This window comes from Acidovorax sp. A79 (assembly GCF_041154505.1).
GTDB lineage: Bacteria > Pseudomonadota > Gammaproteobacteria > Burkholderiales > Burkholderiaceae_C > Acidovorax.
This window is the reverse complement of record NZ_AP028673.1, coordinates 19478-34994: the sequence shown is the minus strand read 5'-3', so window position 1 is coordinate 34994 and position 15517 is coordinate 19478. Positions and strand designations below refer to the sequence as shown.

Below are 15517 nucleotides of genomic sequence, written 5' to 3'. Positions count from 1 at the left end.
AGACGCAACAACGACGCCAGGAGGGCTGTGCGAGTCGCTCAAAAGAGTTAACGAACGTCCTGGATCTTCTTGATGTTGTCGGCGCCGAACTCCTTGGCGTAGCCCACATAGGCGGGCTTGAGGGCTTCGCGGAAGGCGGCGCCGTCCACCGTCTTGGTGACCTTCATGCCTTGCTGCTCCAGCAGGGCGATGCCGTTGTTCTCGTCGTCGTTGACCTTCTTGCGCTGGGCCACCGAGGCGCTCTTGGCGGCATCGGTAAAGACCTTCTTGTCCGCGTCATTGAGCTTGTTCCAGACCTTGGGCGAGAGCAGCAGCAGCGCCGGCGAGTACACGTGGCCGGTGAGCGACAGGTGCTTTTGCACCTGCGAGAACTTGGCCGACAGGATCACGGGGATGGGGTTCTCCTGGCCGTCCACCGTGCCCTGCTGCATGGCGCCGAACAGCTCGGGGAAGGCCATGGGCGTGGGCAGGATGCCGAAGGTGCGGTAGCCGTCCATGTGCACCTTGTTCTCCATGGTGCGCATCTTCAGGCCCTTGGCGTCCTCGGGCTTGACGATGTCGCGCTTGCTGTTGGTCATGTGGCGGAAACCGTTCTCCGTCCAGGCCAGCGCGATGATGCCCTTGCTCGGGAACTTGGTCAGGATGTCCTGGCCGATGGGGCCGTCCATCACCTTGCGCGCATGGTCGTAGTCGCGGAACAGGAAGGGGATGTCCACGATCTTCACTTCGGGCACGAAATTGCCCACGGGGCCGGTGGAGGTGTTCACCAGGTCCTGCGTACCGAGCTGGATGGCCTCGATCTGCTCGCGCTCGCCGCCCAGCGCGGAGTTGGGGAAGTACTGGCACTTGTAGCGCCCCTGCGTGCCCTTCTCGACTTCGTCGCAGAAGACCTTGGACCCCACGCCGTAGTGCGAATCGGGCGCCGTGGCGTAGCCGATCTTGAGCGTGGTGGTCTGCGCGCTGGCGGTGGCCATCAAGCCGAGCGCAAGGCCCAGGCCCGCAGCGAGGGAAGTCAATTGCATGGTGTCTCCTGTGAGTATGTTTCTTGCCGCGCCCCCTTGCACGCACCAGCGGAAAGGGTGCTGGCAGCATGGGTTGGTGGTCCTGAAAATTATGGCGCTGCAGCATGGCCCGGGGCATCGGGGTTTGTGCTGGTAAGCGTGCTTATTAACGCGCAGGAAGGAGGCAATCGTCGCCGAGGCGACAAAGGCAGGCTGCTGGCCTGGGCCAGGCAAGGGGGAGGGGGAAGGGGGCAGCCGGGCGGCCGCGAAGGTAGGTGCTTGCTTGTCAAGCGCCCCGGTCTGGCGGTAACCAGTCCGGGGCCCTGTCAGTTTGTGCGCTCCGGTAAGAGCGCCTTGATGTCCAAAGTATGCGCTGCAAGGCGCAGCAGTTCTTTCCATCTTTCGCTTGAATTTTCAAATTTGCAGAAAAATTTGCTGCATATGGTGATATTCATGAATAATTGTGGCCATGGACCGCCTTGACAGAAAAATTCTCGCTGTGCTTCAGGGGAACGCCCGTGCCAGCCTGCAGGAGATCGGCCAGGCGGTGGGCCTGAGCGCTTCGCCGTGCTGGGGCCGCATCAAGAAGATGGAGGAGGCCGGTGTCATCCAGGGCTACACCGTGCGCATCAACCCGCAGTCGCTGGACCTGGCGGACACGGTGCTCGTGCAGGTCACGCTGGACAGCCATTCGGACAACACGCTTGAAAAGTTTGGCGAAACGCTGGCCAGCATTCCCGAGGTGATCGAGGCGCATCTGGTCTCCGGTGACTATGACTATCTGCTGCGCATCGTGGTCAAGGACACGCGCGACTACGAGCGCCTGCTGCGCGAGAAGCTCTACAAGATCAAGGGCATACGCCACAGCCGCTCGAGCTTCGTGCTGCGCACGCTCAAGAAGGCAGACCTGCCACTGTTTGCGGGCTGATTCGCCTCAGCGTGGCGCTGCAGTGCAGAGGGAGGGGTTCGGACATCGATGGTCCTGATCCGTGTCGTCCATGCACTGCGCTGGCGGCGCGCACGGCGCGCCATGCCCTGGGTCACCAGGCGTTGCGCCGTGGCCTCTTTTTTCCTGCCGGCAAAAAGTGTTGTGGAGTCGGCCGTTGCAGAATGGCGCCGTTTTTGCACCGGACGGCATGACGCCACCCAGCCTGGCGCGCTCCTGCGCACCACGGCGGTGCGCGCGCCCCGTCAGCCATTCGTCAGTGATGCCCTGGGACCCCTCGCCATGAACCTGCGTTTCGTCGAAGCCTTCTACTGGGTGGCCTCCCTCAAAAGTGTCACGCGCGCCGCGGAAAAGCTGTTTCTCACGCAGTCGGCCATGTCCAGCCGCATCGCCGCGCTGGAGGAGGAGCTGGGTGTGTTGCTGCTGGACCGGCGCGACAAGCACTTCAAGCTCACCGTGGCCGGCACACGGTTTCTGACCTACGCCAAGCGCATGCTGGAGCTGCAGCGCCAGCTCAAGACCGAGATGGGATCGGGCGGGCCGCTGGAGGTGTCGATCCGGCTGGGCGCCATCGAATCGGTGCTGCACTCCTGGCTCATTCCATGGGTGGAGCAGCTGCGCAAGGACAACCCCTTGCTGGAGCTCGAGCTCACGGTCGAGTCCACGCCCGTGCTGCTCGATCAGATCCGGCGGGGCTCGCTCGACGTCGTGTTCGCGGCGCTGCCTGCATCGGCCGACGGCATGCGCAGCCAGGCGGTGACGCCCATGGAGATGGTGTTCGTGGGCAACGGCAATATCCACCGCAAGCGCCGCTATGTGCTCGATGATTTTGCCGACACGGACATCCTCACCTTCCAGCGCGGCTCGCAGCCGCACGTGTACCTGCTCGACACCTTTCGCAATGCGCAGGTGGAGCCGCGCCGCGTGCACACGGTGTCGTCCATTTCGGCGATGGTGCAGCTGGTGCAGGGCGGCTTCGGCGTGGCCACGCTGCCGCGCCTGGCGGTGGAACGCATGCTGGCGTTTCCAGACCTGCGCGCCCTGGCGTGCGACACCGTGCTCAAGCCCCTGCCCATCCACGTGAGCTACCGCGAGGATCCTTCCTCACCCGCGATGGAAGCCATCGTTCGCTCCTCGATCGACTTCATCGAGAACATCCAGCCGGGGCCCAAGGGGCCCACCCGCACTCCCCGCAAAAGAAGCAGCGCCCCGCGGTCCTGAGAGGCACAGGGCACCCGAGCACAGGCGTGCCACTCCACGGCCCAGGGCCATGCATCTGCGGATGCCGCAGTGCCTCGGTGTCGCCATCGCAACCGTCCCCGTGGCGGGCGCTCCACAACACCCTGGGGTTAACCCTGAAGCGGATATCAGGGTAATCCCTTGGCACCAACTTGGTTCCCCTTGCCCCAATGAAGTGCATCGAAAAAATCGATGACCTGAGCAAAATTTTTTGAATTTGCCAGCGCCTGCCGCCCCCCAACACAATCCGCCCAACGCCAGACAAATGGCATTTCCCACGACAAGGAAACACGGTGGATTCAGTTCAAGAAAAAGCGCTGGCGGTTTTTGGGTCCGAGGGCATCGACGACCCCGTCCATGTGCGCAGCGTGATCCGGCGAGGCGGCTGGGCATCACACACCAGCGGCCTGGCCCATGGCCGGGTGCAGGGCAACCTGGTGATCCTGCCTGAAGTGCAAGCGGGCGACTTCCTGCGCTTTTGCCAGCGCAACCCCAAGCCCTGCCCGGTGCTGGCGGTGAGCGAGCCCGGCCAGTTCGCGCTGCCCACGCTCGGGGGCGGCATCGACATCCGCAGCGATGTGCCGCAGTACCGCGTCTGGCGCCACGGCGAGCTCACGCAGGAGGTGCCAGACATCGCCGACCTGTGGCGCCCCGACCTCGTGACCTTCATCCTCGGCTGCTCGTTCTCGTTCGAGTCCGCGCTGCAGGAGGCCGGCATCAGCCTGCGCCACATCAACGAAGGCAAGAACGTGGCGATGTACCGCACGAACATTGCCACGCAGCCGGCAGGGCCCTTCGGGGGCGCCATGGTGGTCTCCATGCGGCCCATGCCTGCGGCCGACGTGATCCGTGCGGTGCAGGTCACATCGCGCTTTCCCAACGTGCATGGCGCGCCGGTGCACATCGGCGACCCTGCGCTCATCGGCATTGCGGACATCGCAGAACCCGACTACGGCGACGCCGTGCCGCTGATGCCCGGCGAGATCCCTGTCTTCTGGGCCTGCGGCGTGACGCCACAGTCCGCCATCCTGAACGCCCAGCCCGCGTTCTGCATCACCCATTCCCCAGGGTGCATGTTGGTCACCGACCTTCTCAATCACCACCTCGCCAGCTTTTAACCAAGGAGTTTCCCCATGAAGAAAATGATGTTCGGCCTGTGCGCCGCGGCCGCCGCATGCCTGGCCCATGCCGAGACCAGGTGGGACCTGCCCTCGGGCTATGCCGTCAACACCTTCCAGGTGCAGAACCTGCAGCAGTTCGTGCAGGACGTGGGCAAGGCCAGCGGCGGCAAGCTCAAGATCACGGTGCACCCCAACGCATCGCTGTTCAAGGCCAATGAAATCAAGCGCACCGTGCAGTCCGGGCAGGTGGCGATCGGCGAGTTCATCCTTTCCGGCGCTGCCAACGAGGCGGCGGTCTACGGTGTGGACTCCATTCCGTTCCTTGCCACGAGCTATGCGGACTCCAAGCGCCTGGACCAGGCCTCGCGCCCGCTGCTGGTCAAGACGCTGGGGGCACAGGGCATGAAGCTGCTCTACACCGTGCCATGGCCGGCGCAGAGCCTGTATTCGGTGAAGCCTGTCACGGCCCTCAAGGACCTCAAGGGCACCAAGATGCGGGCCTACAACCCGGCCACGTCGGTCATCGCCAACCTCATCGGCGCGCAGCCGGTGACGATCCAGCTGGCCGAGCTGTCGGCGGCGCTGGCCACGGGCACCGTGGACAACTTCCTCACCTCCAGCGCCAGCGGCGTGGACAGCAAGCTCTACGAAAGCGTGAAGTACTTCTACGGCGTGGCGGCCTGGCTGCCGCGCAATGCCGTGGTGGTGAACCAGAAGGCCTTCGACAGCCTGGACAAGGCCACCCAGGACGCGGTGCTGGCGCAGGCCGCGATTGCCGAGCAGCGCGGCTGGGCGCTGAGCGAGCAAAAGGACCAGGAGTACCTCAAGGAACTGGCCGCCAAGGGCATGCAGGTGGACGTGAGCGCCGAGAACCTCAAGAAGGAGCTCAAGACCGTGGGTGAGCGCATGACGGCCGACTGGATCAAGACCGCGGGCGATGACGGCAAGGCTGTCATCGATGCCTACAACGGCAAGAAGTGAGCAGGCCGCCATGTCCCTCATGCCTCCTACATCGGCCATTGCGGGCGATGCGCCCCCGGCCCTGGCCATGCCGCCGCACGTGCTGCGGCGCGCGCTGGACGGCGCGTACCTGGCCGCCGGCGCCATCGGGGCTGCCTGCATCGCCGTCATCTGCGTGCTGATGGTGGTCCAGTCGCTCGGGCGCCAGTTCGGCTTTCCGACCGGCGCCATCAACGACGTGGTGGCCTGGCTGTGTGCCGCAGCGGCCTTCCTGACCATGGCCCATGCCTTCAAGCACGGCGATTTCGTGCGCGTGACGCTGGTGCTGGAGAAGCTGTCTCCCGCCACGCGCCGCAAGTACGAGGTGGCCTGCCTGACCGTCGCGGCCGTGGCCATCGGCTACCTCACCTGGTGGGCCTGTGTCTTCACCTACGAAAGCTGGCAGTTCAAGGAACTGGCCCAGGGCCTGTGGGCGATTCCCATCTGGATCCCGCAGATGAGCTTTGCGCTGGGCTCCGTGCTCTTTCTCGTCGCCGTGGTCGATGAGTGGTGGATCGTGGTGCAGGGCGGCGTGCCTACCTTTGTGCGGCTGGTGGAAGAGCGCCACGCCAAGGGCGACTTTTCTTCGGATCTTTAAGGAGCATCCCCATGGACATTCTTTCCATCGGCGCCTTCCTGTTGCTGCTCATGCTGCTCATGCTGTCCGGCGGTGTCTGGATCGCCATGACGCTGGCCATCTGCGGCTGGGTCGGCCAGGCCTTCTTCACCAGCAGCCAGCCCGGGCTGAACCTCTTTTCGGCCTTCTGGGAGAGCAACGCGAGCTGGGAGCTGGCGGCGCTTCCCCTGTTCATCTGGATGGGGGAGATCCTGTTTCGCACCCGGCTGAGCGAGGACATGTTCAGCGGCCTCGCCCCCTGGCTGAGCCGTGTGCCCGGCCGGCTGTTCCACACCACCATCCTGGGCTGCGGCATCTTCGGCTCGGTGTCGGGTTCGTCGGCGGCCACCTGCGCCACCATCGCCAAGGTCTCGCTGCCTGCGCTCAAGAAGCGCGGTTACAACGAGAGCATCGCGATCGGTTCGCTGGCCACGGCAGGCACGCTCGGTATCCTGATTCCGCCGTCCATCACCATGGTGGTGTACGCCGTGGCGGCCGATGCCTCCATCATCCGCATCTTCCTGGCGGGCTTCTTGCCCGGCTTGCTGCTGATGCTGCTGTTCTCGGGCTACATCGCCTGGTGGTCCGTGCGCAACAAGCAGCTCATGCCTGCCGACGAGCCGCCCACCACCTTCCGCGAAAAGCTATATCTGTCGCGCAACCTGATTCCCTGTGCGCTGCTGATCGTGTTCATCTGCTGGTCCCTGGTGGCCGGCTGGGCGACGGCCACCGAGTGCGCGGCCTACGGTGTGGTGGGTGCCCTGGCACTGGCCGCATGGTGCAGGGCGCTGACCTGGCAGAACTTCAAGGAAGGCCTGGCGGGCTCGGCGCGCACCAGCTGCATGATCATGTTCATCCTGGCGGGCGCCGCGTTCCTCACCAAGACCATGGCCTTTACCGGCATACCGCGCGAGCTGGCCGAATGGGTCGATTCGATGCACCTGTCGCCCTACGCGCTGATCGCCTGCCTGGTGGGCGTGTACCTGGTGCTGGGCACCGCGCTCGACGGCATCAGCATGATCGTGCTGACCGCTGCGGTCGTGATGCCCATGGTCGAGAAGGCCGGGTTCGATCTCATCTGGTTCGGCATCTTCGTGATCCTGCTGGTCGAGATCGCCGAGGTCACGCCGCCCGTCGGTTTCAACCTCTTCGTGCTGCAGAACATGACCGGCAAGGACAGCAACCTGATCGCCAAGGCGGCCATACCGTTCTTCCTGTGCCTGGTGGTGTGCATCGGCCTGATCACGGTCTTCCCGCAGATCGTCACCATCGTCCCTGACCTCGTGATGGGCCAGCCGAAGTAGCAACCGCGGCCTGCGTCGGCCCGTTTTCCCCTGTGTCTGCCGGCCCCCGCGCCGGCCCCTCATCCCCCAACAGGAGCTTGCCATGAAGATGGTCTTGCTGGCCGCGCTCGCCGTGGCCCCGGCGCTGCACGCCCAGACACAGTGGAAGCTGGCCACCGGCTACCGGGTGGAGTCGTTCCACACGCGCAACATCGTCCAGTTTGCGCAGGATGTGGAGCGCGCATCCTCAGGCGCCCTGCGCATCGAGGTGCACGCCAACAACACGCTGGCCAGGCTGGCGGACATTCCGGCCGCAGTGCAGGGCGGCAAGGCCCAGGCGGGCGAGACCATCATGACCAGCCTGGTGGCAGACATGCCCATCGCCGGGGCCGATGCCGTGCCCTTCGTGGTGCACAGCTATGCCGATGCGCGCCGCCTGTGGGACCTGCAGCGGCCTTTGATCGACACGCACCTTGCGGCCAAGGGCATCAAGGCGCTGTACGCCGTGCCCTGGCCGCCGCAGGGGCTCCTGAGCGTTGCACCCGTGCGCTCATCGGCCGATTTCAAGGGCACCCGCATGCGCACGTACAACCCCGCCACGGTGCGCATCGCGCAAATGCTGGGCGCCACGCCGGTGGATGTGCCCATGGTCGACGTCAACAAGGCGCTGTCGGCGGGCAAGCTCGACTCCATGATCACCTCGGCCCTGACCGGGGTGGAAAACCAGGTCTGGGGCCAGATCCGGCAGTACTACGGCATCAACGCCTGGTTTCCCAAGAACATCGTTTTTGTCAACCAGCAGGCCTTCGATGCGCTGCCCGCCAGCGTGCGCGAGGCGGTGGTCCAGGCCGCCGCGCAGGCCGAGGCGCGCGGCTGGGCCCTGAGCGCGGCGGTGGCCGAAGAGTCGGTGGCCGAACTTCAGCGCAGGGGCATCAAGGTGGACCGCGCCCCTGCCGAGCTGGACGCCGAACTCCGGCGCCTGGGAGAACGCTTCTCCCGCGAGTGGGTGCAGTCCGTCGGCAATGAGGCCAACAAGATTTTCATTCCGTACTACTTTCAACGTTAACCAGTGAGTCTCATCACCATGCAAGTTCCCTCTACAGTGACCACCGCACCGGCTGGCAACCGCTGGCAGTTCTGGATCGACCGGGGCGGCACTTTCACCGACATCGTGGCCAAGCGGCCCGATGGGTCGCTCACCACCCACAAGCTGCTGTCCGAAAACCCCGAGCAGTACAAGGACGCGGCGGTGGCGGGCATACGGCACCTGCTGGGGCTGAAACCCGGCGAGCCGGTCACGCCAGCGCAAGTGGAGTGCGTGAAGATGGGCACCACGGTGGCCACCAACGCGCTGCTGGAGCGCAAGGGCGAGCCCACGCTGCTGGTCACCACGCGCGGCTTTCGCGACGCGCTGCGCATCGCGTACCAGAACCGCCCACGCCTCTTCGACCGCCACATCCAGCTGCCCGAGCTGCTGTACAGCGACGTGATCGAGGCCCGCGAGCGCATGGGCGCCCGGGGGGACGTGCTGCAGCTGCTGGATGAAGCCACGCTCCGGGGCGACCTGCTGGCCGCCTATGGGCGCGGCCTGCGCAGCGTGGCCATCGTGTTCATGCACGGCTACCGCTACGCGCAGCACGAAAAGGCGGCGCAGCGCATCGCCCTGTCGGTGGGGTTCACGCAGATCAGCACATCGCACGAAACCAGCCCCATGATGAAGTTCGTGAGCCGGGGCGACACCACGGTGGTGGATGCATACCTCTCGCCCATCCTGCGCCGCTACGTGGACCAGGTGGCCAGCGAGATGCCGGGCGTCAAGCTGTTCTTCATGCAGTCGTCGGGCGGGCTGACCGATGCGGGCACCTTCCAGGGCAAGGACGCCATCCTGTCGGGCCCCGCAGGCGGCATCGTGGGCATGGCGCGCACGGCGGGCCTGGCGGGGCACGAGAAGGTCATCGGCTTCGACATGGGCGGCACCTCCACCGACGTGAGCCACTACGCCGGTGCGTTCGAGCGCGAGTTCGAAACCCATGTGGCGGGTGTACGCATGCGCGCGCCCATGATGAGCATCCACACGGTGGCGGCCGGCGGCGGCTCGGTGCTGGCGTACGACGGCTCGCGGTTCCGCGTGGGCCCGGAGAGCGCGGGTGCCAACCCCGGCCCCGTCAGCTACCGCCGGGGTGGCCCGCTGGCCGTGACGGACGCGAACGTGATGGTCGGCAAGGTGCAGCCACGCTACTTCCCCAGCGTGTTCGGCCCGGCCGCCAACGAGACGCTGGACGCCGATGCGGTGCGTGCACGTTTTCAGGACATCGCCACCCAGACCGAGCGCAAGCCCGAGGAAGTGGCCGAAGGCTTCATCCAGATCGCCGTGCAGCAGATGGCCAACGCGATCAAGAAGATCAGCGTGGCGCGCGGCTACGACGTCACGCGCTACACGCTGCAATGCTTTGGCGGCGCGGGTGGCCAGCACGCCTGCCTGGTGGCCGATGCCCTGGGCATGACGCGGGTGTTCGTGCACCCGCTGGCCGGGGTGCTCAGCGCCTACGGCATGGGCCTGGCGGACCAGAACGTGATCCGCGAGCAGGCGGTGGAGATGCCGCTGGCCGCCGAGGTGCTGCCTCTGATCGCCGAGCGCCTGGACACGCTGGGCTCTGCCGCCCAGGCCGAGCTGGAGCGCCAGCAGGTCAGCGTCAACCCCGTGCAGGTGCGCCACAACGTGCATGTGCGCTACGAGGGCACCGACTCGGCGCTGGTCGTGCCCTTCGGCGACATCGCGGCCATCCAGTCTGCGTTCGAAGCGGCGTACCGCCAGCGCTTTGCCTTCCTGATGGTGGGCAAGGGCCTGGTGGTGGAAGCCGTGTCGGTCGAGGCGGTGATCGCCGGCGATGCGCCCGCAGAGCCGCGCCTGCCGGTGCACGCCCACCGCAAGCACCCGCTGCGCGAGACGGTGAAGATGTATTCGGGCAGCGAGTGGCACGACGCAGCCCTGGTGGTGCGCGAGGACCTGCGCCCCGGCGACGTGGTCCCCGGCCCCGCCATCATTGCCGAGAAGAACACCACCACCGTGGTGGAGCCGGGCTGGTCGGCGCGCCTGACCGACCTGGACCATCTGGTGCTGGACCGCGTGACCGCGCGCAAGGTGCAGTACGCCGCCGGCACCACGGTGGACCCGGTGCTGCTGGAGGTGTTCAACAACCTGTTCATGAACATCGCCGAGCAGATGGGCCTGCAGCTGCAGAACACCGCGTACTCGGTGAACATCAAGGAGCGGCTGGACTTCAGCTGCGCGCTGTTCGATGCCACCGGCAACCTGATCGCCAACGCGCCGCACATGCCGGTGCACCTGGGTTCGATGGGCGAGAGCATCAAGACGGTGATCCGCGAGAACACCGGCAAGATGCACCCCGGCGATGTGTTCATGCTCAACGACCCCTACCATGGCGGCACCCATCTGCCCGATGTGACGGTGATCACGCCGGTGTACGTGGCCGAAGGCGCGGAGCCCACGTTCTACGTCGGCAGCCGGGGCCACCATGCGGACATCGGCGGCACCACGCCGGGCTCCATGCCGCCGTTTTCCACGCGCATCGACGAAGAGGGCGTGCAGATCAACAACGTGAAGCTGGTGGACCGCGGCATCTTCCTGGAAGAGGAGGTGCGCACCCTGCTGGCCACGGGCGGCGGCACCACGGCGTACCCGAGCCGCAACCCAGAGCAGAACCTGGCCGACCTGCGCGCGCAGATCGCGGCCAACGAAAAGGGCGTGCAGGAGCTCGCGAAGATGGTGGAGCAGTTTGGCCTTCCCGTCGTGCAGGCCTACATGCGCCATGTGCAGGACAACGCCGAAGAATCGGTGCGCCGCGTGATCACGCAGCTCAAGGACGGGCAGTTCACCCTGCCACTCGACAACGGCGCGCAGATCAGCGTATCGGTCAAGGTCAACGTGGCCGAGCGCAGCGCGGTGATCGACTTCGCGGGCACCAGCGCGCAGCAGACCAACAACTTCAACGCGCCGCGTGCAGTGTGCATGGCCGCGGTGCTGTACGTGTTCCGCACGCTGGTGGACGACGACATTCCGCTCAATGCCGGGTGCTTGAAGCCCTTGCAGGTCCTCATCCCGCAGGGCTCCATGCTCAACCCCAACCCGCCGGCCTCGGTGGTGGCGGGCAATGTGGAGACCTCCACCTGCATCACCAATGCGCTGTTCGGCGCCTTGGGCGTGATGGCGGGCAGCCAGCCCACCATGAACAACTTCACCTTTGGCAACGCGCAGTACCAGTACTACGAAACCATCGCCGGCGGCAGCGGCGCGGGCGCGGTGTTCGATGCCTCGGGCCGCACGGTGCGCGGGTTCGACGGCACCAGCGTGGTCCAGACCCACATGACCAACTCGCGCCTGACCGACCCCGAGGTGCTGGAGTTCCGCTTCCCGGTGGTGCTCGACAGCTACGAGATCCAGCGCGGGTCCGGCGGCGCCGGGCGCTGGGCCGGCGGCGATGGCGGCGTGCGGCGCGTGCGCTTTCTGCAGGCCATGACCGCCAGCATCCTGTCCAACGGCCGGCTCAATCCCGCCTTTGGCATGGCAGGCGGCCAGCCGGGCCGCGCCGGGTCCAACCGGGTGCTGCGCGCCAATGGTCAGGTTGAGGAACTGGGCCACATCGGCGCCGCGCTCATGGAGCCGGGCGATGTGTTCGAGATCTCCACGCCCGGCGGCGGCGGCTATGGGGAATGTGCGGCGCATTGAGCCGGGGCAGGAGCGCCGCGGCCAGGGGCAGGCACGGCGCTTGCGTTCCTGCACGCCAGCCGCCCCCGTGGGGCGCATGTTGAACCAGGGAAGGGATTTTCATGAGCTATCTGCCTGCCACCACCGCGTCGGCATTGCCCGCCCAGGCAAGGGCTTCGCCACGGGCCCAGGCGTCGGCGCGCACCGCCGGCGGCGGCGGCACCGCGGCGCCCCCCCGGCGGCGCAACCTGAGCGTGGGCCAGAAGCTCGCCACCAGCTTTGGCCTGCTGGGCTGCGCGGTGGCCCTGCTGGGTGCGATGACCTGGATGACAGGCGAGGGCACCCGCCGCCAGGCCGCTCTGCTTGCGGGTGAGCAGCTGCCGATCGAGCGCTCGGTGCGCGACTGGAAGACGCAGTCCGTCACCATCGGCCAGATCGCGCTGCGCGCCACGGTGTCGTCCGACGTTTTCCCCCTGGTGGCCGAGCTGCGCAAGCAGCTGGCGGATGAAGACGCCATGCGCGGGCGCATCGAGGCGGCGCTGGCCGGTGCTTCCACCGCCGAGTACACCAAGCCCCTGTGGGCGGCGGCCCAGGCGCAGCGCCAGCAGTACGCGGCACTGCGCGACACGCTGGTGCAGAACGCCCTGGAGTCCAAGGTGATCAGCCAGAAGGAGCTGCAGGACCATGCCGCAGCGCTCACGCGCTACCTGCAGGCGATCGACCTGTTGCTCGATGCGTCGGAGCAGTCATCGCTGGCGGCGGCCGACACCATGGTCGCCGACGCATTGCGCGCGCAATGGATCAGCGCCATCGCCGTGCTGGTGGTGGTGGGCCTGTCGGGGTTGTGCGGGTGGCTGCTGCGGCGCTCCATCGTGCTGCCGCTGCGCCAGGCGTGCGAGGCCGCCGCGCAGGTGGCGAACGGCGATCTCACGGTGCACCTGGAGACCCGCCGCACGGACGAGATCGGGCAGTTGCTCACCGCGCTCAACGCCATGGTCGAGTCCTTGCACTATGTGGTGACCGAGGTGCGCGATGCGGGCGATTCCATCCACGTGGCCAGCTCCGAGGTGGCGGCGGGCAACACCGACCTGAGCGCGCGCACCGAGCATGCGGCCAGCAGCCTGCAGCAGACGGCGGCGAGCATTGCCCAGCTGGCGCAGATGGTGGCGGCCAATGCCGACAGCACCGGTCAGGCCCATGCGCTGGCGCGCAATGCCAAGGGGGTGGCCAGCAAAGGTGGCGAGGTGGTCGGCCAGGTGGTCACGACGATGGAAGAGATCAATGCCAGCAGCCAGAAGATCGCCGACATCGTGGGCATCATCGACGGCATCGCGTTCCAGACCAACATCCTGGCGTTGAACGCGGCGGTGGAGGCGGCCCGTGCCGGTGAGCAGGGCCGCGGATTCGCCGTGGTGGCCAGCGAGGTGCGGGGCCTGGCCGGGCGCAGCGCCAACGCGGCGCGCGAGATCAAGGCGCTGATCGCCGACAGCGTGGACAAGGTGAGCGACGGCGCGAGGCTGGTGGTGACCGCGGGCTCCACCATGGACGACATCGTCCGCAGCGTGGAGCGCGTGACCGCGCTGATGTCCGAGATCAACGAGGCCAGCACCGAACAGAGCACGCAGATCGGCCAGGTGAGCCAGGCGGTGGACCAGCTCGACCACATGACGCAGCAGAACGCCGCGCTGGTGGAAGAGGGCGCGGCGGCCGCGCAGAGCCTCCAGGACCAGGCGCACCGGCTGGCGCAGGCCATGGGGCAGTTCCAGCTCGTTCGTGCAGCGGTTTGAGTTTGGAAAATCCAATAAAAAAGGCCTGCAGCGCAGGCCCATCAAGCGTAAGGCGCTATGATTTTTATAGTTACATGCCCGAGTAGTTGGGGCCGCCGCCGCCCTCGGGCGTGACCCACACGATGTTCTGCGTCGGGTCCTTGATGTCGCAGGTCTTGCAGTGCACGCAGTTCTGCGCGTTGATCTGCAGGCGCTGCGCATCGCCGCCCTTGGCGGTGTCGGGCACGAACTCGTACACACCCGCCGGGCAGTAGCGGGCCTCGGGGCCGGCGTACTTGGCCAGGTTGATGTTGACCGGCACGCTCGCATCCTTGAGCGTCAGGTGGGCGGGCTGGTTCTCTTCGTGGTTGGTGTTGCTGATGAAGACGCTGGAGAGACGATCAAACGTGAGCTTGCCATCAGGCTTGGGGTAGACGATGGGCTTGCACTCGGCCGCGGGCTTCAAGTAGGCATGGTCGGGCTTGTCGCGGTGCAGCGTCCAGGGGATGTGGCCGCGCAGCACGAACTGCTCGAAACCGTTCATCAGCGTGGCCGTGGTCAGGCCGTACTTGAACCAGTTCTTGAAGTTGCGGTCCTTGTTCAGCTCGGTGTAGAGCCAGCTGGCCTCGAATGCCTCGGGGTAGGCCTTGAGTTCGTCGTGCTGGCGGCCGGCCACGATGGCGTCGTAGGCAGCCTCCGCGGCCAGCATGCCGGTCTTGATGGCGGCGTGGCTGCCCTTGATGCGGCCCACGTTCAGGTAGCCCGCGTTGCAGCCCACGAGCGCGCCGCCCGGGAAGATGGTCTTGGGCAGGGCGTTGATGCCGCTGGCGTTGATGGCGCGCGCGCCATACGACAGGCGCTTGGCGGTGATCTCGCCCTTGTCGTTCTCGAAGTAGTAGCGGACGTTCGGGTGCGTCTTCCAGCGCTGGAATTCCTCGAACGGGCTGAGGTAGGGGTTCTGGTAGCCCAGGCCGGTCACGAAACCGAGCGCGACCTTGTTGTCGTCCAGGTGGTACAGGAACGCGCCGCCGTAGGTGTCGTTCTCCATGGGCCAGCCGGCGGTGTGCATCACGAAGCCGGGCTGGTGCTTCTTGGGGTCGATCTCCCACAGCTCCTTCACGCCGATGCCGAAGCTTTGCGGGTCGCGGTCTGCGTCCAGCTTGTAGCGCGCGATCAGCTGGCGGCCCAGGTGGCCGCGTGCGCCTTCGGCGAACACGGTGTACTTGCCCAGCAGTTCCATGCCCAGCTGGAAGTTCTCGGTGGGCTCGCCGTCCTTGCCGATACCCATGTTGCCGGTGGCCACGCCCTTGACGGAACCGTTGTCGTTGTAGAGCACCTCGGCGGCTGCGAAGCCGGGGAAGATCTCCACGCCCAGCGCCTCGGCCTGCTCGGCCATCCACTTGGTCACGTCGCCCAGGCGAACGATGTAGTTACCGTGGTTCTGCGCGAACGGCGGCAGGAAGACGTTGGGGACACGAAAGCCCGACTTTTCCGACAGGAAGATGTAGGCGTCATCGGTCACCGGCTGGTTCAGCGGGGCGCCGCGCTTTTTCCAGTCGGGGATCAGCTCGGAGAGCGCCTTGGGGTCCATGATGGCGCCCGAGAGGATGTGCGCGCCGGGCTCGGAGCCTTTTTCCAGCACCACCACCGAGACATCCTGGCCTTTTTCAGCGGCCAGCTGCTTCAGGCGGATCGCGGTGGCCAGGCCGCCGGGGCCGCCGCCAACGACCACCACGTCGTATTCCATCGATTCACGGGGACCATACTGGGCGATGATTTCTTCGTTTGTCATGGGCTTCTCGTCGGGCGTTTGATAATGG

The 15517-nt window shown here is 66.3% G+C and carries 11 protein-coding genes; 9 read left to right on the top strand and 2 right to left on the bottom strand.

Features of this window, described 5'->3' with window-relative positions:
* Positions 1-47 precede the first annotated feature (47 nt).
* Positions 48-1022, bottom strand: coding sequence for a TRAP transporter substrate-binding protein (locus ACAM51_RS26605; RefSeq protein ID WP_218295219.1), 975 nt, complete (start codon positions 1020-1022; stop codon positions 48-50).
* A 448-nt stretch (positions 1023-1470) separates the two neighbouring features.
* On the opposite strand from ACAM51_RS26605, the gene ACAM51_RS26600 reads away from it, so the two are divergent.
* The 9 genes from ACAM51_RS26600 (at position 1471) to ACAM51_RS26560 (ending at position 13718) form a co-directional block, all read left to right on the top strand.
* Complete coding sequence (locus ACAM51_RS26600) at positions 1471-1929, top strand: Lrp/AsnC family transcriptional regulator (protein WP_218338721.1); 459 nt, start codon at positions 1471-1473, stop codon at positions 1927-1929.
* A gap of 300 nt (positions 1930-2229) precedes the next feature.
* Positions 2230-3168, top strand: coding sequence for a LysR family transcriptional regulator (locus tag ACAM51_RS26595; protein WP_255590818.1), 939 nt, complete (start codon positions 2230-2232; stop codon positions 3166-3168).
* Between the two features lie 359 nt (positions 3169-3527).
* Complete coding sequence (locus tag ACAM51_RS26590; RefSeq protein WP_369644028.1) at positions 3528-4304, top strand: putative hydro-lyase; 777 nt, start codon at positions 3528-3530, stop codon at positions 4302-4304.
* 15 nt (positions 4305-4319) lie between these two features.
* A complete protein-coding gene (locus ACAM51_RS26585; protein WP_218338719.1) occupies positions 4320-5288 on the top strand; it encodes a TRAP transporter substrate-binding protein in 969 nt (322 codons plus the stop codon).
* A gap of 67 nt (positions 5289-5355) precedes the next feature.
* Positions 5356-5904 (top strand): TRAP transporter small permease subunit, encoded by a 549-nt coding sequence (locus ACAM51_RS26580; RefSeq protein WP_369644027.1) that lies wholly within the window; start codon positions 5356-5358, stop codon positions 5902-5904.
* An 11-nt stretch (positions 5905-5915) separates the two neighbouring features.
* Positions 5916-7226 carry a TRAP transporter large permease gene (locus tag ACAM51_RS26575; RefSeq protein ID WP_218295215.1) on the top strand — a complete coding sequence of 437 codons (1311 nt, stop codon included), beginning with the start codon at positions 5916-5918 and terminating at the stop codon, positions 7224-7226.
* An 82-nt stretch (positions 7227-7308) separates the two neighbouring features.
* Entirely contained in the window at positions 7309-8271 is a 963-nt protein-coding gene (locus ACAM51_RS26570; RefSeq protein ID WP_369643998.1) for a TRAP transporter substrate-binding protein, read from the top strand.
* Positions 8272-8289: 18 nt separating this feature from the next.
* On the top strand, positions 8290-11952 hold the full coding sequence (locus ACAM51_RS26565) for a hydantoinase B/oxoprolinase family protein (RefSeq protein WP_369643997.1): 3663 nt from the start codon (positions 8290-8292) through the stop codon (positions 11950-11952).
* Positions 11953-12053: 101 nt separating this feature from the next.
* Positions 12054-13718, top strand: a complete 1665-nt coding sequence (locus ACAM51_RS26560; RefSeq protein ID WP_369643996.1) for a methyl-accepting chemotaxis protein — start codon at positions 12054-12056, stop codon at positions 13716-13718.
* Positions 13719-13788: 70 nt separating this feature from the next.
* Here the strand turns inward: ACAM51_RS26560 and ACAM51_RS26555 are convergent, their stop codons facing one another.
* Entirely contained in the window at positions 13789-15489 is a 1701-nt protein-coding gene (locus tag ACAM51_RS26555; RefSeq protein ID WP_369643995.1) for an electron transfer flavoprotein-ubiquinone oxidoreductase, read from the bottom strand.
* Between the last annotated feature and the right edge of the window lie 28 nt (positions 15490-15517).